The following is a 17,393-nucleotide window of genomic DNA, read 5'->3' as shown; positions in this document are numbered from 1 at the left end:
GTTCATCAGGGTCAGGTACGGAGCGGCGAAGTACCACTCTTCATCCGATACATCCGTTGGGTAAGGCCTGCGATTTTTCATTCCGCCAGGATACCAGGTCCGACATAAAGTGCCTAACACCCTCTAAGAAACCCGGTTCCCTGCGCGGAAAATTTCCACGGCTTACACAAGCGCGAAGAATATACAGTGACGTTTGAATTTGGATCAGTATTGGTTATGCATTCGTGTAGCGGGTCAGTCACATTTGCTCCGTTGTATGAGTTATTTTCGCGTGAGAATTGTTAGACAGACTCCCGGTGTCCAAGATAGATACGCAACGCTTGCGCGCCATTCGTCTTGTGCCGCTGCGTACGTCCCATGGAATCAGTGACATCGCGCGTTAGGAAACCTCGCCACTCGATCGTGTAATCCGTGTCGGCGAGTGGCAATCCGTTGACATCGCGAAGCGTGAACTGTTCATCGAACGGGCCCGCAGATCGATTGCGACAGCGGCATTCGTCGTCTTGCCCTAAAGCCCGCATCATGTCGTAACCGGTTGGGAGAGCCCTGATCGCATTAATCGAAATCCACTCTCCGGTTTTCTTGTTCGTCGTCATTGCGTGAGGCATATCAGTAAATCCTTTGTATATCTTGAATGTAATACGACAACCAAGACATTCCCGGCCATCTGATCCCTCGAACATATCCGAAAAGCCAGCCTTCATTTCTTCAATGATCTCCTTTGCGGAGCGCATTCTTTCGTACATTGGACCTCCATAGGTTAATTGTCGATCTCAGACCATCAGACCTCGACCATGCGTAACAATGGCACCGGTGTCCCACGCGCTATGGTCCAGGTTGAGGCACACCCGCGAATAAACCATCCAAGATGCTTAGCCGTCAACCTCCTTAAATCGGGATAAGGGCGTTTTGACAACTATTTACGACTGTGTCCGGTATCTCGATTTCTATTGCATATTCCTGCTGTGTATCGGGAGCATTAAGGACGACGGCAAACGACGCAAGGTTGCCTCCCCAAGTGTCACCACGAGCGAGCGCGCCCGTCCGCACGCAAATCATGTCATCCGTATGTCACTCTCCGTTCAAATCAGCGACTTCAAGCTGACTTCGTTCTGCCATCCCGACGACACATGACGCCGCGGGAAAATTCGACACAGAAAGATATAGTCGTCTAGACGTTGCGATGCCTTCACTCAACCGTCACAGTCGCTTTCTAGAATGAGACCCACACATGCCGGCAGTGTCCGGATGCATCGAGGGAATACAGATGGAAGCGATCCGGGAAGCTATTCGAATCGAACGTTTGAGCAAAACGTTCGGCAACGGCCGCAAAGCGCTCGACGAAATCGATCTGCGCGTCGCGCCCGGTGAAATGGTCGCGCTGATCGGCGCGTCGGGCTCGGGAAAATCGACGTTGCTGCGGCATATCGCGGGCTTTACGGCGTCGGACGCGCAGCCGTCGCAGATCGAGATTCTCGGCCGGCCGATCCAGCAGAATGGCCGCATCGTGCGTGAAGTGCGCAGCATTCGCCGTGACATCGGCTTCGTGTTCCAGCAGTTCAATCTGGTGAACCGGCTGTCGGTCGAAACCAACGTGCTGATCGGCGCGCTCGCACGCCTGCCGTGGTGGCGGCGTCTCTCCGGCCGCTTCCCGCGGGCGGAGCGCGCGTTGTCGCTGGCCGCGCTGCACGAGGTCGGCATCGGCGAGCATGCGCGCGAGCGGGCCGCGAACCTGTCGGGCGGTCAGCAGCAACGAGCCGCGCTCGCGCGGGCGCTGCTGCAGCGCGCGCAAATCGTGCTCGCCGACGAGCCGATCGCGTCGCTCGATCCCGAGTCGTCGCGCCGCGTGATGGACATGCTGCAAGCGCTGAACGTCGAGCATCGGATCACGGTGCTGGTGTCGCTGCACCAGGTCGACATCGCGATGCAGTACTGCCCGCGCACGGTCGCACTGCGTCGCGGCAAGGTGGTCTACGACGGCCCTTCCAATGCGCTAACGCCGGCGCTGCTCAAGAAACTCTACGGCGACGATGCGCGCGAACTGTTCGACGACGCGACGCACGACGCCGACGACACTCACGACGTGCCCGACGCCCCCGACACTCCCGCCGCGCCCGCGCGGCCTGACACCGGCCCCGCCGCCGCGCGCTACGCGTTCGCGCTGAACGCCGCGCCGTCGAACTGAAGCGCGCACGCCGTCGCGACCTCCTGATTCGCTCCATCCACTCAACCGGACCTCAACCGATGAAACTCCTGCGCTCCCTGATCACGCTCGCGGCCGGCGCTGCCGCTTTCACCTGTGTCGCCGCGGCCCACGCCGAGGACATCAACCTCGGCATCATCTCGACCGATTCGTCGGCGGTGCTCAAACAACGCTGGGAACCGCTGATCGATGACATGAGGAAACAGACCGGCCTGGACGTGAAGGCATTCTTCGCGACCGACTACGCGGGCATCATCGAAGGCATGCGCTTCAACAAGGTGCAGGTCGGCTATTTCGGCAATGCGTCGGCGATCGAAGCCGTCGATCGTTCGAATGGCGAAGTATTTGCCAAAGTCGAGCACGCGGACGGCCAAAGCGGCTACTACTCGCTGCTGATCACCAATGTGAACAGCCGCTTCAAGACGCTCGACGACGTGTTCAAGGACACGAAGAGCGTCACGCTCGGCTTCGGCGATCCGAACTCGACCTCGGGCACGCTGGTGCCGGGCTACTACCTGTTCGCGAAGCACAACGCGCCGGTCAAAACGTCGTTCAAGAGCGTGCTGCCGTCGAGCCATGAGGCGAATCTTCTGGCCGTCGTCAACAACAAGATCGACATCGCGACCAACAACAGCGAGATGATGGACACGCTCAAGCAACAGCATCCGGACAAATACGCGCAGGTGCGCGTGCTATGGACCTCGCCGCTGATTCCGTCGGACCCGCTGGTGTGGCGCAAGGATCTGCCTCAAGCGACGAAGGACAAGCTGCGCACATTCTTCCTGAACTACGCGAAGACCGATCCGCACGAAAAGGCGGTGATGGCCGCCATCACCGGTTACAGCGGCTTCTCGGCATCGTCGGATCGGCAACTGCTGCCGATCCGCCAGATCGTGCTGTTCCAGCAGAAGCAGAAGATCGAGAACGATACGCATCTGTCCGATAGCGACCGCAAGACGCAATTGGCCGCGCTCGACGCGAAGCTGAGCGCGCTCGGCGCCGCACAGCCGAAGCAATGAACACGACCGATCTGATCGTGTCGCCGGCGCGCGCGAGCGAAGCGGCCGCCGCGCAGGCGGCGCAATCGAAAGATCGTGCCGGCAAGCGCAGCTGGTGGTCGTTGCTCGGTTGGATCGCGGTGCTTGCGGTGCTCGGCGGCGCGTGGCACGGCGCCGACATGCGTCCGCTCGATCTGCTCAGCGACTCCGCCAACATGGGCGAGTTCGCGGCGGACTTCTTTCCGCCCGACTTCACCGAGTGGCGCACCTACTTGCACGAGATGTACGTGACGCTGGCGGTCGCGATCTGGGGTACCGCGCTTTCGCTCGTCTGCGCGGTGCCTTTTGGACTGATGTCCTCCCACAATCTCGCGCCGCAATGGGTACTGCAACCGGTGCGCCGCCTGATGGACGCGTGCCGCGCGATCAATGAAATGGTCTTCGCGATGCTGTTCATCGTCGCGGTCGGCCTGGGGCCGTTCGCCGGCGTGCTCGCGCTGTGGGTGCATACAACGGGCGTGCTCGCCAAGCTGTTCGCCGAAGCGGTCGAGGCAATCGATCCGCGCCCGGCCGAAGGCGTGCGCGCCACCGGCGCGACGCGCCTCGACGAAATCGTCTATGCGGTGCTGCCACAAGTGCTGCCGCTGTGGATCTCGTACGCGCTGTATCGCTTCGAGTCGAATGTGCGCTCGGCGATGGTGGTCGGCATGGTCGGCGCGGGCGGCATCGGGGTCGTGCTGTACGAGGCAATCCGCTCGTTCAACTATGCGCAGACGGCCGCCGTGATGATCATGGTGATCGTCGTCGTGACGGTGATCGACCTCGGCTCGGCGTGGTTGCGTGAGCGGGTGATCTGAACACCGTTGGAGCGCACCGCGCTTCAGTTCTGAAAGACAACGGGCAAAGCGTACGGCGCTTTGCCCGTTTTTCATTGTCTCCCCGGTTCACATTTGCCTTCGACTTGCCGACAGCACACTTCCCTAGAAAGTCTTCCGCCAGCCAGCAACGCCTCGTCCCCTTTTCCGCGCCGGGCTCCTGGTGTATTTATGGAGGCGAGAAAGTACCTCGGACGATCCAATCGACCGTCGGCTACTGGTAAAGTCCTCTTCAGATATTGCGATTCTCGCAACGCGCGACGATCGTGTCGCTGCGGCGATGCCCTGCTCGGCCTTGGAAGGTATGACAAACGTAGCTATGCGCGGCACCCAGCGTCTGGCGGTCATCGCCGCCCCGAGCCTGTTGCTGGCCGGGTGCGTGCTGCGCGGCGCGCCATCGTTCGAGATCTTCGGCGCGTACTTCCCTATCTGGCTGCTCGGCGGCGTAATAGGCCTGCTCGCGGCGCTGCTCGCCCATCGCCTGTTCGTTGCGACCGGCTGGGCATCGATCGTCCCCCTTCAGCTTTCCGTCTGCCTCGCGATCGGACTCACGGTCGCGGTGCTCGTCTGGCTTTCGGGTACAGGACACCTGCTATGAAAATGGCCGGCAAATCGAGGGCTCCGCTCAAAGGCCGCCTGATCGCGGGCGCGATTATCCTGATCGGCCTTGCGGCCGCGTATTTCGCCTACGACCGCACGACGCGCTTCCCCTCCACCGACGACGCGACGATCGACGCCGACGTCGTGCATATCGCGACGCCGGTCGGCGGACGCATCGTCAGGCTCGCGGTGCAGGAAAACCAGCGGGTCGCACAAGGCGACCTGCTGTTCGAAATCGATCCCGTGCCATACCGCCTCATCGTCGCGCAGGCGCGGGCCGATCTCGAGCTCGCGCGCGCAGCGCTCGAGACTCGTCGCAGGACGATCACGGGCGAGCGCACCAACGCGGCGGTCGCCGGCGATCAAGCCAACAAGGCGGCGCACACCTACGCGCTCGCGACGCGCAACGTGGAGCGCCTCACGCCGCTGGCGGCGCAAGGCTACGTACCGGCCCAGCAGCTCGATCAGGCGCAGGTTGCGCAGCACGAAGCCGGGCTGTCGCTCAGTCAGGCGCGCGAGCAGAAGCAGGCGAGCGCCCAGACGATCGGCGACGATGCCGATGCGATCGCCGCCGTGCACGCGCGCGAAGCCGCGCTCGCGCTCGCCCAGCACAATCTCGATGAAACGGTGGTGCGCGCGCCGCACAACGGCTACGTCACCGGCCTTTTCGTGCTGGCCGGTGAAACGGTCGCACCGAATCAGTCGATCTTCACCCTCGTCCACGCGGACGAATGGTTCGCTGTCGCGAACTTTCGCGAAGGCGCACTCTCACGGATCGCGCCTGGCGATTGCGCGACCGTGTATTCGATGATCGACCGCAGCCAGCCGATTCACGGCAAGGTCGTCGGCATCAGCGCGGGGGTCTCCGATACGGATCGGCTCAACCTGCCGCGCTCGCTGCCGCTGGTGCAGTCGTCGGTGAACTGGGTGCGGGTCGCGCAGCGCTTCCCGGTGCGCGTGCTGCTCGACGAACCAGCCGAGCGACTGGTGCGCGTCGGCGCGAGCGCGATCGTCGAGGTGAGGCATGGCGCGGCGTGCCGTTGACATGGACAGCGCGGCCGCCGCCGGTTACGTCGAGCGTCCGCTGCGGCCCGGCGTCGCCGACCTGTTGAAACTCCTTGCGCCTTTTCCCGGACGCGCCGCGACCGCGGCACGCGTCGCGCTGATCTGCGCGCTGACGGTATGGGTCACGAGCGTGTACGGCACACCCGAAGCGGCACTGTCGGCCTACATCGTGTTCTTCATGACCCGGCCCGACCGTACCACCAGCTTCGTGACCGGCGTGGCGCTTCTGGTGCTCGTCAGCATCGTAATCGGCCTCGTACTGGCCGTGGCCATCGTCGTGGTCGACTATCCGCCGTTGCGCGTCGCGGCCATAGCCTTGCTGTCGGCGAGTCTGTTGTTCGTCACGTCGGCAAGCAAGCTACGGCCGGTGGGCGCCATCGTCGCGATGATCGTCGGCTTTGCGCTCGACCAACTGGGCCGCGTGCCGGTCGGCGAACTGGCGACTCGTGCGCTGCTGTATGCGTGGCTGTTCGTCGCGATTCCGGCCGGTATGTCGGTCGCAGTCGGTCTCGTGTGCGCGCCGTCGCCGCGTCGGCTCGCGTCGCGCGAACTGGCCGAACGTCTGCGTCTCGCCGCGCGTGGCCTGCGCGAACCCGCCGCCACGCGCGATGCGCTCGACGCGGCGCTGCGCAAAGGCAACGCGGAGATCGGCTCGTGGCTGAAGATGTCCGCTCTGGAAGGAACGTCGCTGCGAGCCGATGTCGTTGCGCTCCAACGTGCCGCGGTGTCGAGCGTCATGCTGCTAGCCGCGGTCGACCTCGCGTGCGGCGAAGCGTCGGCGCGCCTGCCGGCTTCGTTCGTCGAACCGATCGCGACTACGCTGGAGGAGATGGCGCGCATGCTCGACGCTGGCGGCTACCCGGTCGACATCGAACTGACGTTGCCCTCGTCGGCGCCGCTCACTCCGCTCGCACGTGCGGTAGCCGACACGCTGCACGACACGATCACGCGGTTTGCCGAGCCCACTGTCGAATCCGAAGCCGCGCACGACGCGCCCTCGCAACCGGCGCCGCCCGCGCCGCACGCCGGCTTCTTCGCCGCCGACGCTTTCACGAATCTCGATCACGTCCGCTACGCGCTGAAGACCACCGTCGCGGCGATGTTCTGCTATCTGCTGTATTCGCAGCTCGACTGGCCCGGCATCCACACCTGCTTCATCACTGTCTACGTCGTGTCACTCGGCAGCACCGCCGAGACCGTCGAGAAACTGGCGCTGCGCATCGCCGGCTGTATCGCCGGCGCGCTCGCGGGCACCGCCGCGATCGTGTTTCTGATGCCCGCGCTGACCTCGATCGGCGAGTTGATGGCGGTCGTGGCCATCGGCGCGGGCTTGTCGGCGTGGGTTGCGTTCGGCTCGCCGCGCATTGCGTATGCGGGTTTTCAGATCGCGTTCGCGTTCTTCCTCTGCGTGATCCAGGGCGCGGAGCCCGCCTTCGATCTGACGATCGCGCGGGATCGCACGATCGGCATCCTGATCGGCAACGTGGTCGTCTATCTGGTGTTCACACGGGTGTGGCCGGTCAGCATCGCCGCGCGCGTCGAACAGGCGCTGGCCGCACTGCGCGAGCAATGGGCACGCCTTGCCGCGCCCGGGTACGCCGGCACGCGACGCGCCGACGTGGCGGCCGCGCTGGCCTGCGGCCGCGCGCTGCGCGAGGATGTTGCGCTGATGCATTACGAGCCGTCGTGGGTGCGGCCCGGACCACAGTGGCTCACCGCGCACCACCGCGAATTGGTCGGCCTCGCCGCGCTCGAAGCGCCGATGCTGCTGCTCGTCGAACGGCGGCCCGCCGCCGCGACGATCGAAGGCTGGCTGCAACGGCTCGCGGCCGTCGCGCATGGGCAACCGCCCCGCGTCGATGCAACGACCACGACGCAACGGCCGGCGCCTGACGTCACCGACCCGCCAAGCGCCGCGCTGCAAAGTCTCGGCGACGCACGCCTTGACGAATTCGAACGCGCGGCGTCGGCCGACGCGGCAAAGGAGTAGTCGAATCATGCGTCGACTCGACCCGCCCATCGCGCTGGCGATATTCGTCGCGGCAGGCTTGAGCGGGTGCGCGACTTCATCGCTCGACATGGCGCCCGACAGCTCCGCGACGCCGTGGCAGCCACAGACCGATGCAGCCGGCGCCATCGTGCCGGGCGCACACGCGCCGGGTGCGCCGTCGGCGTCGACCACGCCCCGCTATCAGCTGCCCGCCAATCCGGCGCTCGCCGCCGTGCCGCCGCCACCCGCGCTCGATCCTTCGCACGCGTACGAACTGCCCGAGTTGATCGACATCGCGGAGTCGGCCAATCCGTTGACCCGCATCGCGTGGAACGATGCACGCAACGTGGCGCTCGCGGCCGGCATCGCGAAGAGTGCTTATCTGCCGCAATTGTCGGTCGCGGCGATGGCTCACTACACAGGCGGCAAAAGTTCGGACACGTCGCAGCTCGGTCAAGCGTCGATCAGCGGCGAGACGCACGGCGTGACCTCGGTGCTGTCGCTGGAGTGGCTGCTGTTCGATTTCGGCGGGCGGGCCGCACGTGTCGAGGCGGCATCGCAGGCCTCGGTGGTCGCCAACATCGGCTTCACCGCAATCCATCAGCAGGTGATCTACGACGTCAGCGTCGCGTTCTACGCGTACCAGAGCGCCCGCGCTCGCCTCGGCACCGCAAAGCAAAGTGTTGCGAACGCCGACGCGATTCTGTCCGCCGCGCAATCGCGCTATCAGCGTGGGGTGGGCACCGTGATCGAAGTGGCCCAGGCTCGTCAGAACTTCGCGCAGGCAAAACTCGGCCTCGTGCAAGCCGAGGGGGCCGAAAGCAACGGTTACCTCGCATTAATCTCCGCGATGGGCATCTCTCCACTCGCCAAACCCGCGATCGCCGACATGCCTACCCACACACTATCGCCGGCGATGAGCGAGCCGATCGACCGGATCGTGGCCACGGCGATCGCGCGGCGTCCGGACGTGCTGAGCGCCTACGCGGCGGAACGCGCGAACCTTGCGAAGATCAAGGCGGCCGAGTCCGACTTCAAGCCGAAAGTGTTCCTGTCGGCGTCGGCGGCGTACAACACGAACAGTTCGTCGATTTCGGCGGTGCCAGGGATCGGCCAGCAATTGCCGACCGTCAATCTGAGCGGCAACCGTTATGGCGGCACCGTGGTGGTCGGCGTGTCGATTCCGCTGTATGACGGTGGCTTCCGCTCGGCCGTGCTCGCACAGGCACGCAACGACGCCGACAGCGCATCGACCCGTCTCGCGCACAGTCGCGAAGAGGCAGTGCGGCAGGTCGTCGGCGCGCAGAACGCGCTGCAAACGAGCCTGAGCGCGCACACCGCCGCGAAGGAACTGCTCACCGCCGCGCAAACGACCTACGACGCCGCGTTCGACGCCTATCGCCACGGCGTAGGTTCGATCACCGATGCGCTGCTCGCGCAGAACCAGTTGCTGGCCGCGAAGAATGCCTACGCGGACAGCTATAGCGGCGCGCTGTCGGCGGCGGCGGCGCTTGCGCTCGCGACGGGTTCGATCGATGCTCCGGCCGGTGCGGGCCCGGACTCGCCGCTGGACGCGCCTGTCAACTGACGCGGCGCTGCTGCGTCGTCCCCTTCCTGCCGCCGTGCATCTGCTGGAATGATCACGGGCTTCCGACTGCCCTGCGGTCTTTCCTTGCCCTCTTCGTCGATCCCGCTGTCGATAGAACCGTTTGTCGTCCTGCCGGTGCTGTTCTCCGCACTGATTCATGCATATCGCGGGTCGGTGCGATCGCCGAAGTCACGCTGAGCGACGGTCGCGAAGTCGGGCATTTCCCGATGTGTAGTCAACGCGTGTAATTCACCACCGGCACGGAATAAGAAGTCGGCGCGAAATCGGTCCGGCCGCCGCGCTGCGACGAACCATTCGACGGCGCACCGTAGCCACTGTTCTGCGCAGCCTGGTTTTGTCCCGCGACCTTTGCTTCGCCCGCCTGGATATTGGCCGGATAGTCCATCGGACTCGCGTTGGACGGATCGTGCACCTGCGCGCGCGAGAGCGGCTGATTGGCCTGATTCGACTGCGCAAACGCCGCGATTGGCGCGGCAATCAGAGCGGCGATAACCCCTGCTTCGATCAGCGACCTGATGGACTTCATGATTTCCAACCTCCAGAGATGGCTTCATCCGATTGCCGCGGAGCCTCGCGCGGCAGCAAAACCAGTTTAGGAGCCGGTCAGGCCGCGTAGTAAGCCCTGAACCATGAATTCACTGTTGCCATAGCGACCACAATTCGAAGTCACCACGTTCCGGCGCGGCGTCAACGCGATGAACTACACTGATAACGCCAAACGACGCGCCACAGCCATCGCATTCGATCGAGGAGATAGACGCTCATGTCGCATCCCGTTGCCCTGCCGTCTTACCGCGACAGCGTGCGCGCCGAATGGGTCGACTACAACGGCCACATGCGCGACGCGTTCTACCTGCTGATCTTCAGTCTCGCGACCGACGAGCTGATCGATCTGATCGGCCTGCCCGATGCGGTGCGTAAAGAGCGGCACCGATCGATCTACACGCTCGAAGCGCATCTCAACTATCTGCATGAAATCAAACAAGGCACGCCGGTGCGTGTCGACATGCGCGTGCTCGGATACGACGCGAAACGTATGCATGTGTACTTCGAAATGTTTGCGCTGGACGCGACGCAAAGCCAACGCAACGGCCCCGTCGCCGCTGGCGAGCAGATGCTGCTGCACGTCGATACCAGCGGACCGCGCGGCGTCGCTTTCGATCCGGACGTCAAGGCGCGCGTTCATGAACTCGCGCAAGCCCATGCGGCATTGCCGCCGGCGCATTTCGCGGGACATGTGATCGCATTGCCCTGCGCAACGCAACGGGAAGCACTACCCGAACGGAGTGACCATGCTTGAGCCGGAAATCGCCGCGTTTATCGAACGAGCCAGTGCGCTCTATCCGTCGCATCACGCGGCGATGACGACGCGCGAGCAGCGCGAACTGTACGACCGCTACGCTGCCACGCTGACGCCGCCGCTGCCCAGCGAACTCACTACACAGGACGCAAGCTTTCGCACCGACGCGGGCCATGCGATCCCGCTTCGGCTCTACCGGCATCAAGCGAAGGCAAGCGAACACGGCACGATCCGCGGCACGGTGCTGTATTTTCATGGCGGCGGATTCGTGCTCGGCTCGCTGAACAGTCATCAGATGGTGACCGCGCGCCTCGCCGCGGACACCGGCCTCGACGTGATCGCGGTCGACTACCGGCTCGCGCCTGAGCATCGCGCGCCGGCCGCGCACGACGACTGCCTCGATATCACGCGTGCCGCGTTGAACGACCGCCTGCCATTCGATCTGCCTGACCACGCCGGATTGCAACTCGCCGGCGATAGCGCCGGCGGCACGCTCGCGGCAAGCGTCGCGCTGCGCTTGCGCGACGACGGCGTAAGCGGAGTGCGCGGCATCGCGCTGGTTTATCCGATGCTCGGCACCGAGCCGCAATTACCCGCGCGCGACACCGAGGCCAATGCGCCGATGCTGACGCTCGCGGACGTGCATAAGTTTCGCAACGCGTACTGGGGGACAAGCGGGGGAAACAGCGGAGGAAGAGACGAAGAGAAAGGCGATCGCACGCCCGGGCCCGCATGGACGATCCCGCTCACCGCAAGCCGCTTCGACGGACTGCCGCCGACGCTGGCCATCGGCGCCGAGCACGACCCGCTACGCGACGACGCGCGCGTGTTCGTCGAGCGGATTCGCGAGGCTGGTGGAGATGCCCGGCTGCTGATCGGCACGGGGCTCGTGCATGGATGCTGGCGCGCGCTCGAAACGAGCCCCGGCGTGCAGGCCATGCACAGGGCCGTATGCGATTTTCTCCGCGAACACGCAGGCCATTAGCGCGGCGACACGAAGCACCGCGCCCGGCGCGCTACCACGGGTCAGCGATTGCGCTCAGCGCGCCACCGCGCGAACGTGACGAGATCGAGGCCGACCTCGCCCGGCTCGATGCGGGTCCAGCCGAAGAACGCGTCGTCCCAGCCGGGAATGCTTTGCGGCGTCAGCGATCGGAACTTCATGCCGGAACGATACGCGAGGTCCGGCCAGAACAGCGGCATCACCTCGCGCGTGGCGAGCTGGCGCAGCAGGTCGGACGGGCCACCCTCATCGGCGACGATTTCGCCCTGCGAGATCCAGTCGTTCTCGGCCCACGCGACGAATACGCTCGGGTTGCCCGCGGCGTCGAACATCAGGATCACGTTCTGCTCGGGCCGCCAGTAATACTCGACGATGCCCTGCGCGGCCACCACTTCGTCGATCACCTTGCGGGTGCGCGGATCGCAGTAGGTCATGCCGTTTTCACCGAGCGCGAGCCAGCCCGACTCCCCGCAATGGCGGCTCTTTGCGTCCTTCAGGAAATGGGTGAGGCGATTGGCCGAATCCGCATCGGTCTTGCGCAAGTACAGATCGACGATGCCGGCGTTGAACGCTTTCACCGCGACGGTTTCATCGGCGACGCCGGTGAGCAACACCTTCCCGCAACGCAGATGCGAGATCGACGAAAGGAAGTCGACGCCGCCGATGCCCGGCATGTCGTAGTCGACGACGACCGCCGCCACTTCCTCGAAGCGCGACGGCCGCGCGACGATGTCGCGTTCAGCCGAGGTCTCGACGAAGCGCTCGACACCTGGCTCGCTCAGACACGCCGACGCCGCCGCGAATTCGAGCGAATTCTCGCGCGCGTGCTGGCGGATATAGTTGAGGGCCGCTTGCGGCCGCGTGAAGAACAGGTTCGTGTAGGTGCCCGGAAAAAACCGGCGAAGCGCGTCGAGGTAGCTGTCGTTGTCGTCGACGAAAACCACTGTGGACGGATAAAAAACGGGAGGTCGAATAAAGTTGTTCATATCTTCACGTGTTTCCCACGCCGCCGCGAACGCGCCAGACCGACCGGTCGGTTGGTCATCTGGCGTTTCGCAAAGCGACTGCCCAAGGTATGCCGGGCAATGTCTCGCCCGCGGGTCCGCATGATCAATGGGTTCTTGTCGCTACTTCCGGTCACCGCCTGCCGTCGCCACTATCGACGCTGTTCGCGCGTCTCGGATGCCCAGTCTGGCGGGCCTGCCGGCATGTGCACTGCGAGCCAGTCGCTGCAAGTCACATTTACACGCCGGATAATCGAACTGTGGCAGCCGGTCGTCTGCAATGGTTCGTATAGTACAGGCTCCGGGCATTGGCGGCACAACTTAAATCGCTTTCCTGCAGGCGCCGATCGCGCAAATGCGGCGCGACCGATCGAACGAAAAGAAAACCGCGCCACACGCAAAAAATGCCCGCTTCGCTCGTGCCGGCCAAGGCCTATCGCGGCAGGCGTGCGCCGTTCCGGTGCCAGGTCCGATCAGACATCTACCATCATGACGCGTCGCAATATGCCGACGAGAAGCGTCGCTGGCGAAATGGTCGTTTATCATCAGTCAATCGCAGTTGCTTAATGGTTGTTGCTTAGATATGACGAATACCGGGAAGATGATGATAGTTGGGCTGCTCGTGATCGATGCGGGCGTCGCCGGTTATCTGCTGTACCCCAGGGACGATCAGGTGCCGGCCGTGACCGGCTCGGTGACTCGCAGCGTCACCGGCACGGTGGAATCGCAACCGCAGACGGACGCGGCGCGTGCCATTGGCGGCAGCATGAGGCCGACGCAACCGGTGAGCCCGCCCGCCCCGCGGGCGGACATCGCGAACAACGCCCCGATCGCGCCGCAATCGGCGCCCCCGCGGACGGAGTCGGCTGCTCCGGCACCACCCGCTCCCGCTCAGGCTCAGGCACTCGCTCCGGCACCGCCCCCAGCTCAGGCGCAAGCTCCGGCACTCGCTCCCGCACAGTCCCTCCCCGCAACAGCGGCCTCCCCCGCGCCGAGCGTCACGCCCGATGCCGGCCAGACCGCCAGCGGCCGCATCGACAACGCAGCGCCGGCTGCGGGCAATCCGGCCGCGGTCGCGCGCGAGCGCTCGAAACCGCAGTCGTACGCACAGCAAAGAGCCCAATCGAGGCCACAGTACGGGCCGCGCATCGATCAGGCGACCCAAGGCCGCCGGCGCGACGACACGCACCCGAACGGCGCGAACCCCGTCGCCGCGATGCTGACGGATCAGCTGGTCAAGGAATCGGCGAAACCCGACCCGTCGCTGCCGATGCCGTCTGGCGTCACCGTGCCGATGCCGTCTGACAATGGCCCCGGACCTGGCCCGGGTGTCGGCCGCGGCAGCACGAATCCGGTCGCGTCGGCGATGACCGATAAGCTCGTGCGCGAATCGTCGAAAGTGGGACCCACTCAGGGACCCACTCAACCCACTCAGCCCCCGGCTGAGCCGCCGATCCTCAACAAACCCTGAGCGACGCCGGGCTCACGGCCGCGACGCCACCTCGTCGAGATGCGCGAGCAGATCGGCCGGATCGTCGTAGACGCGCAACGCGCCCGCGCGCTCCAGTTCCTCGGTGCCGTAGCCACCCGACAGTACGCCGACGCCGAGCGAGCGGCAGCGGCGCGCGGCGAGCATGTCCCAGATGCTGTCGCCCACCACGACCGTGTGCTCGATCGGCACGCCGAGCCGCTCGGCCGCGGCGAGGAACAGGTCGGGATCGGGCTTCGCGTATTTGACGTCGTCGCGCGTGACGACGACTGCTTTGGCCGGATCGACGCCGAGCGCCGCCAGATTCAGCGACGCGGTTTCCATCCGCCCGCTCGTCGCGACGGCCCACGGCGTGCCGGCTTGCGTCAGCGCGGCGAGCAATTCGCGCGCGCCCGGCAGCGGGCAGACCTGGGCGCGCATCCGCTGATAGGCGGCCGCATGCGCATGCCGCAGCCGTTCGGCGCGTTCGACGCTGATCTCGCCGTGGGTCTCACGCAGCAGCTGGTCCGTGAACAGCCCACCGCTCATGCCGATCTTGCGATGGATACGCCAGACGGACAGCGGGATACCCTCGCTGTCGAGCGCCTCTTTCCACGCCAGCACGTGCTGATAGACGCTGTCGACGAGCGTGCCGTCGAGGTCGAAAAGAAAGGATGTCTGGATACGCATGCCGGCCTCCGGTGATGATGGGTTCAGTCACTATGCCATGTGTCGATGAAGCGGCCAGGGCGGGCCGCCGCCTTTCAGCACGTTCCGGTATCTAACCGATTTGCGCGAATTACCACAGCTTCGCGCGTATTTCCCCCGATTTGGCCGTGCCCTCGCCCGGCGCACACCCGAACACGGTAAGCTTCGCCCCTTCGTTGTTTGCGCCGTCACCCTTTTTCGAAAAAATCCCCGCTTTATTTCTCCGCTGGACGACCCGAGCGCGATTTCCGCGCCCCGCGTCAGGCCCGAGCACGCCGCGTGCTTGTGGCTGATTCGCTAAATCACTCCATACCGGGTTACCCAGCCATCGGCTCACTGCTGTCCGGAATAAAAAGCGAGGAAATAACCGACGCTACGACATCCAGCGAATCGCGCAACGAGCCCAATCAGTCCAAAAAAACGCGTTAGTCAATCAAGGAACCCGCGATGAAAAAGACCCTGCTCGCCGCCGCGCTGTGCGGCGCCTTCACGATATCGGCGCACGCCCAAAGCAGCGTGACGCTGTACGGCCTGATGGACGCCGGCATCGTCTATACGAACAACCAGCTCGGCCACAGCAACTGGCAGCTCGCGAGCGGCACCACGCAGAACACGGTATTCGGCCTGAAGGGTTCGGAAGACCTCGGCGCGGGCCTGCGTGCAGTTTTCAAGCTCGAGCAGGGCTTCATGATGAACAACGGCGCGCAGGCGTTCGCCGGCAGCGGGTTCGGCTCGCAGGCGTGGCTCGGCCTGCAAAGCGATTCGTACGGCACGCTGACGTTCGGCCGCCAGTTCGACGTAATGAACGACGCCGTCGGCCCGCTGACGGCTGGCTACAACACGTGGGGCGGTAGCCTCGCCGGGCATCCGTTCGAAAACGACAACCTCGCCGCGAACTCGGTCGTAATCAACAACTCGGTCAAGTACGCGAGCCCGCTGTACCACGGTCTCACGTTCGGGACGATGTACTCGTTCAGCAACAAGGCCGGCGGCTTCGCGAACAACCGCTCCTACGGCTTCGGCCTTGCGTACGCGAGGGGCCCGCTGAACCTGGCGGCCGGCTACCTGCAGTTCAACAACGCGGGCAACGGCGCCGGCGCCGTGACTACCGCCGACACCAGCGCGAACTTCATCGCCAGGCGCCAGCGCGTGTGGTCGCTCGGCGGCAACTACACGTTCGGACCGGCGAGCGTCGGTCTCGTCTGGAGCCACACACAGATCGACGACGTCGCGGGCGTGTTCTCGTTCGGCACCGGCGGCTATCTCGGCGCGGCCGGCGACGCCACCGGCACGCTCAGCGGCTCGCTGCGCCTCGACAACTACGAGGCCAACGCGAAGTACGCGCTGAGCCCGGCGTGGAGCGTATCGGGCGCGTACACCTTCACGCACGGCGCGTATAACGGCTCGTCGCCGGCATGGAACAGCGCGATGCTGCAGACCGACTACGCGCTCAGCAAGCGCACCGACTTGTACCTGGAAGGCGTGTACCAGAACGCGCACGGCGCACCGGCCGATTCGGTCTTGTCGCACGCGATGATCAACACGCTGTCGCCGTCGTCGACGAATTCACAGGTCGCGGTCACGGTGGGCATGCGCCACGCGTTCTGATGCGCGCGTGGCGCGTGGCGCGTGGCGCGCCGCGACGGTGAGATGCCCTCACGGCTGCGCCGCCGCGATCACCTGCGACGCGAGAGCATGATGCTGGCCGCGTCGCGAGCGGATCGCGTGAATCTCCTCGATTACGCCGTCCGCGCGGCCGAGCCAGCGCAAGCCCCGCAATAACGTGAGATCGTCGGCGCCGAGCTCCGCCAGTGGAAACACGCCGAGCCCGCGCGCCGCGAACACCGCCATCAACGCGCTGTCCTCGAATTCGCCGACGACGCGCGGCCTGATTCCCTGCGCCTCGAACCAGCGGTCGAGCCGCGCGCGCAGTGCGCCGTGGCGGGTCGGCAGCAGCACGGGCAGGTCCGCGAGACAGTGCGGAAAGCCGTTGCGCGCCGGCTTGCGCACGATCTGCGCGGGCCCGTACCAGTCGACCGGCGAGCCCGCGACGCGCTGGCTCAGCACGCGCAGGTCCGCGCCGTGCGGCGCCGGCTGACAGGCGAGCACCAGGTCGAGCCGATGCAGCGCGAGCTCCGACAACAGTTGTGCGGGCTCCCCCTCGTGACACAGCAGCCTTAGCGACGGCGTGGCTAGCACCGGCGCGAGCAACGCATGCGCGGCGAGCTTCGAAATCCCATCCGACAAACCGACCGCGAGCCGCACCGACTCCGCGCCGCTCGTCTCGCGCATCTCGCCGAGCAACGCCTCGCCCAGCTGAAATATCTGCTCCGCGCGATTGAACGCCTGCTCACCGGCTTCGGTCATCGCGACGCCGCGCCCGGCGGGCTTCAATAGCTGGCGCCCGAGCGCTTTCTCGAGTTCGCGAACCTGCGCGCTGATCGTCTGCACGGCCATGTCGAGTCTCGCGGCCGCGCGCGCGAAGCCGCCCTCCTTCACGACGATCCAGAAGTAGTACAGGTGACGATAGTTGAGCATGCGGGTCCGATACTTCGAAAAAACCGAAATGT

General features: G+C 65.0%; 16 protein-coding genes and 1 pseudogene. 11 read left to right on the top strand and 6 right to left on the bottom strand.

The genetic code is table 11. The annotated features are described in order from the left end of the window. Positions 1-81, bottom strand: a pseudogene (locus AB3X96_RS20250) (IS5/IS1182 family transposase); the annotation flags it as partial. Between the two features lie 200 nt (positions 82-281). Continuing rightward, positions 282-746 (bottom strand): hypothetical protein, encoded by a 465-nt coding sequence (locus AB3X96_RS20245; RefSeq protein ID WP_368591062.1) that lies wholly within the window; start codon positions 744-746, stop codon positions 282-284. Between the two features lie 521 nt (positions 747-1,267). On the opposite strand from AB3X96_RS20245, the gene phnC reads away from it, so the two are divergent. From phnC to AB3X96_RS20210, 7 genes are all read left to right on the top strand, one after another. Further along, positions 1,268-2,185, top strand: a complete 918-nt coding sequence (gene phnC / locus AB3X96_RS20240) for a phosphonate ABC transporter ATP-binding protein (protein ID WP_368591061.1) — start codon at positions 1,268-1,270, stop codon at positions 2,183-2,185. A gap of 59 nt (positions 2,186-2,244) precedes the next feature. After that, positions 2,245-3,222 (top strand): phosphonate ABC transporter substrate-binding protein, encoded by a 978-nt coding sequence (gene phnD / locus AB3X96_RS20235; RefSeq protein ID WP_368591060.1) that lies wholly within the window; start codon positions 2,245-2,247, stop codon positions 3,220-3,222. Then, complete coding sequence (gene phnE, locus AB3X96_RS20230) at positions 3,219-4,058, top strand: phosphonate ABC transporter, permease protein PhnE (protein WP_368591059.1); 840 nt, start codon at positions 3,219-3,221, stop codon at positions 4,056-4,058. Before phnD ends, phnE begins: the two co-directional genes overlap by 4 nt. Positions 4,059-4,395: 337 nt before the next feature. Continuing rightward, positions 4,396-4,674, top strand: coding sequence for a hypothetical protein (locus AB3X96_RS20225; RefSeq protein ID WP_176110461.1), 279 nt, complete (start codon positions 4,396-4,398; stop codon positions 4,672-4,674). After that, on the top strand, positions 4,671-5,720 hold the full coding sequence (gene mdtN, locus AB3X96_RS20220) for a multidrug transporter subunit MdtN (protein ID WP_368591058.1): 1,050 nt from the start codon (positions 4,671-4,673) through the stop codon (positions 5,718-5,720). Before AB3X96_RS20225 ends, mdtN begins: the two co-directional genes overlap by 4 nt. A gap of 1 nt (position 5,721) precedes the next feature. Next, positions 5,722-7,731: an FUSC family protein gene (locus AB3X96_RS20215; protein ID WP_368591071.1), complete on the top strand. Its 2,010-nt coding sequence runs from the start codon at positions 5,722-5,724 to the stop codon at positions 7,729-7,731. Between the two features lie 7 nt (positions 7,732-7,738). Next, positions 7,739-9,319 carry a TolC family protein gene (locus tag AB3X96_RS20210; RefSeq protein WP_368591057.1) on the top strand — a complete coding sequence of 527 codons (1,581 nt, stop codon included), beginning with the start codon at positions 7,739-7,741 and terminating at the stop codon, positions 9,317-9,319. 235 nt (positions 9,320-9,554) lie between these two features. Here the strand turns inward: AB3X96_RS20210 and AB3X96_RS20205 are convergent, their stop codons facing one another. Continuing rightward, on the bottom strand, positions 9,555-9,866 hold the full coding sequence (locus AB3X96_RS20205; RefSeq protein WP_368591056.1) for a hypothetical protein: 312 nt from the start codon (positions 9,864-9,866) through the stop codon (positions 9,555-9,557). Between the two features lie 237 nt (positions 9,867-10,103). On the opposite strand from AB3X96_RS20205, the gene AB3X96_RS20200 reads away from it, so the two are divergent. Together AB3X96_RS20200 and AB3X96_RS20195 are read left to right on the top strand one after the other, a co-directional pair. Further along, entirely contained in the window at positions 10,104-10,640 is a 537-nt protein-coding gene (locus AB3X96_RS20200; RefSeq protein WP_368591055.1) for a thioesterase family protein, read from the top strand. Continuing rightward, positions 10,633-11,625: an alpha/beta hydrolase gene (locus tag AB3X96_RS20195; RefSeq protein WP_368591054.1), complete on the top strand. Its 993-nt coding sequence runs from the start codon at positions 10,633-10,635 to the stop codon at positions 11,623-11,625. The genes AB3X96_RS20200 and AB3X96_RS20195 overlap by 8 nt, the downstream gene beginning before the upstream one ends. Positions 11,626-11,666: 41 nt before the next feature. Here the strand turns inward: AB3X96_RS20195 and AB3X96_RS20190 are convergent, their stop codons facing one another. Continuing rightward, complete coding sequence (locus AB3X96_RS20190; RefSeq protein WP_368591053.1) at positions 11,667-12,629, bottom strand: response regulator; 963 nt, start codon at positions 12,627-12,629, stop codon at positions 11,667-11,669. Between the two features lie 619 nt (positions 12,630-13,248). On the opposite strand from AB3X96_RS20190, the gene AB3X96_RS20185 reads away from it, so the two are divergent. Next, positions 13,249-14,118, top strand: coding sequence for a hypothetical protein (locus tag AB3X96_RS20185; RefSeq protein ID WP_368591052.1), 870 nt, complete (start codon positions 13,249-13,251; stop codon positions 14,116-14,118). A 12-nt stretch (positions 14,119-14,130) separates the two neighbouring features. Here AB3X96_RS20185 and AB3X96_RS20180 read toward each other — a convergent pair whose 3' ends face one another. After that, positions 14,131-14,805, bottom strand: coding sequence for an HAD family hydrolase (locus tag AB3X96_RS20180; RefSeq protein WP_176106585.1), 675 nt, complete (start codon positions 14,803-14,805; stop codon positions 14,131-14,133). A 465-nt stretch (positions 14,806-15,270) separates the two neighbouring features. On the opposite strand from AB3X96_RS20180, the gene AB3X96_RS20175 reads away from it, so the two are divergent. Then, the gene (locus AB3X96_RS20175) at positions 15,271-16,431 is read left to right on the top strand and encodes a porin (protein WP_368591051.1); all 1,161 of its coding nucleotides are present in this window, start codon (positions 15,271-15,273) and stop codon (positions 16,429-16,431) included. A gap of 48 nt (positions 16,432-16,479) precedes the next feature. Here the strand turns inward: AB3X96_RS20175 and AB3X96_RS20170 are convergent, their stop codons facing one another. Further along, positions 16,480-17,361: a LysR family transcriptional regulator gene (locus tag AB3X96_RS20170; protein ID WP_368591050.1), complete on the bottom strand. Its 882-nt coding sequence runs from the start codon at positions 17,359-17,361 to the stop codon at positions 16,480-16,482. Positions 17,362-17,393: the final 32 nt, after the last annotated feature.

Origin of the sequence: Paraburkholderia sp. BR13439 (assembly GCF_040948805.1) — a bacterium.
Taxonomy (GTDB): Bacteria; Pseudomonadota; Gammaproteobacteria; order Burkholderiales; family Burkholderiaceae; genus Paraburkholderia; species Paraburkholderia youngii.
Note: the sequence above shows the minus strand (reverse complement) of the source record. Positions and strands in the feature narration are given on the sequence as shown.

Excerpts from the sequence above, each read along its gene's own strand:
- phnD (WP_368591060.1), top strand. The coding sequence starts at position 2,245 with ATGAAACTCCTGCGCTCCCTGATCACGCTCGCGGCCGGCGCTGCCGCT.
- AB3X96_RS20180 (WP_176106585.1), bottom strand. The coding sequence starts at position 14,805 with ATGCGTATCCAGACATCCTTTCTTTTCGACCTCGACGGCACGCTCGTC.
- AB3X96_RS20245 (WP_368591062.1), bottom strand. The coding sequence starts at position 746 with ATGTACGAAAGAATGCGCTCCGCAAAGGAGATCATTGAAGAAATGAAG.
- AB3X96_RS20225 (WP_176110461.1), top strand. The coding sequence starts at position 4,396 with ATGCGCGGCACCCAGCGTCTGGCGGTCATCGCCGCCCCGAGCCTGTTG.
- AB3X96_RS20185 (WP_368591052.1), top strand. The coding sequence starts at position 13,249 with ATGATGATAGTTGGGCTGCTCGTGATCGATGCGGGCGTCGCCGGTTAT.
- phnC (WP_368591061.1), top strand. The coding sequence starts at position 1,268 with ATGGAAGCGATCCGGGAAGCTATTCGAATCGAACGTTTGAGCAAAACG.
- phnE (WP_368591059.1), top strand. The coding sequence starts at position 3,219 with ATGAACACGACCGATCTGATCGTGTCGCCGGCGCGCGCGAGCGAAGCG.
- AB3X96_RS20195 (WP_368591054.1), top strand. The coding sequence starts at position 10,633 with ATGCTTGAGCCGGAAATCGCCGCGTTTATCGAACGAGCCAGTGCGCTC.
- AB3X96_RS20205 (WP_368591056.1), bottom strand. The coding sequence starts at position 9,866 with ATGAAGTCCATCAGGTCGCTGATCGAAGCAGGGGTTATCGCCGCTCTG.
- mdtN (WP_368591058.1), top strand. The coding sequence starts at position 4,671 with ATGAAAATGGCCGGCAAATCGAGGGCTCCGCTCAAAGGCCGCCTGATC.
- AB3X96_RS20210 (WP_368591057.1), top strand. The coding sequence starts at position 7,739 with ATGCGTCGACTCGACCCGCCCATCGCGCTGGCGATATTCGTCGCGGCA.
- AB3X96_RS20200 (WP_368591055.1), top strand. The coding sequence starts at position 10,104 with ATGTCGCATCCCGTTGCCCTGCCGTCTTACCGCGACAGCGTGCGCGCC.
- AB3X96_RS20215 (WP_368591071.1), top strand. The coding sequence starts at position 5,722 with ATGGACAGCGCGGCCGCCGCCGGTTACGTCGAGCGTCCGCTGCGGCCC.
- AB3X96_RS20175 (WP_368591051.1), top strand. The coding sequence starts at position 15,271 with ATGAAAAAGACCCTGCTCGCCGCCGCGCTGTGCGGCGCCTTCACGATA.
- AB3X96_RS20170 (WP_368591050.1), bottom strand. The coding sequence starts at position 17,361 with ATGCTCAACTATCGTCACCTGTACTACTTCTGGATCGTCGTGAAGGAG.
- AB3X96_RS20190 (WP_368591053.1), bottom strand. The coding sequence starts at position 12,629 with ATGAACAACTTTATTCGACCTCCCGTTTTTTATCCGTCCACAGTGGTT.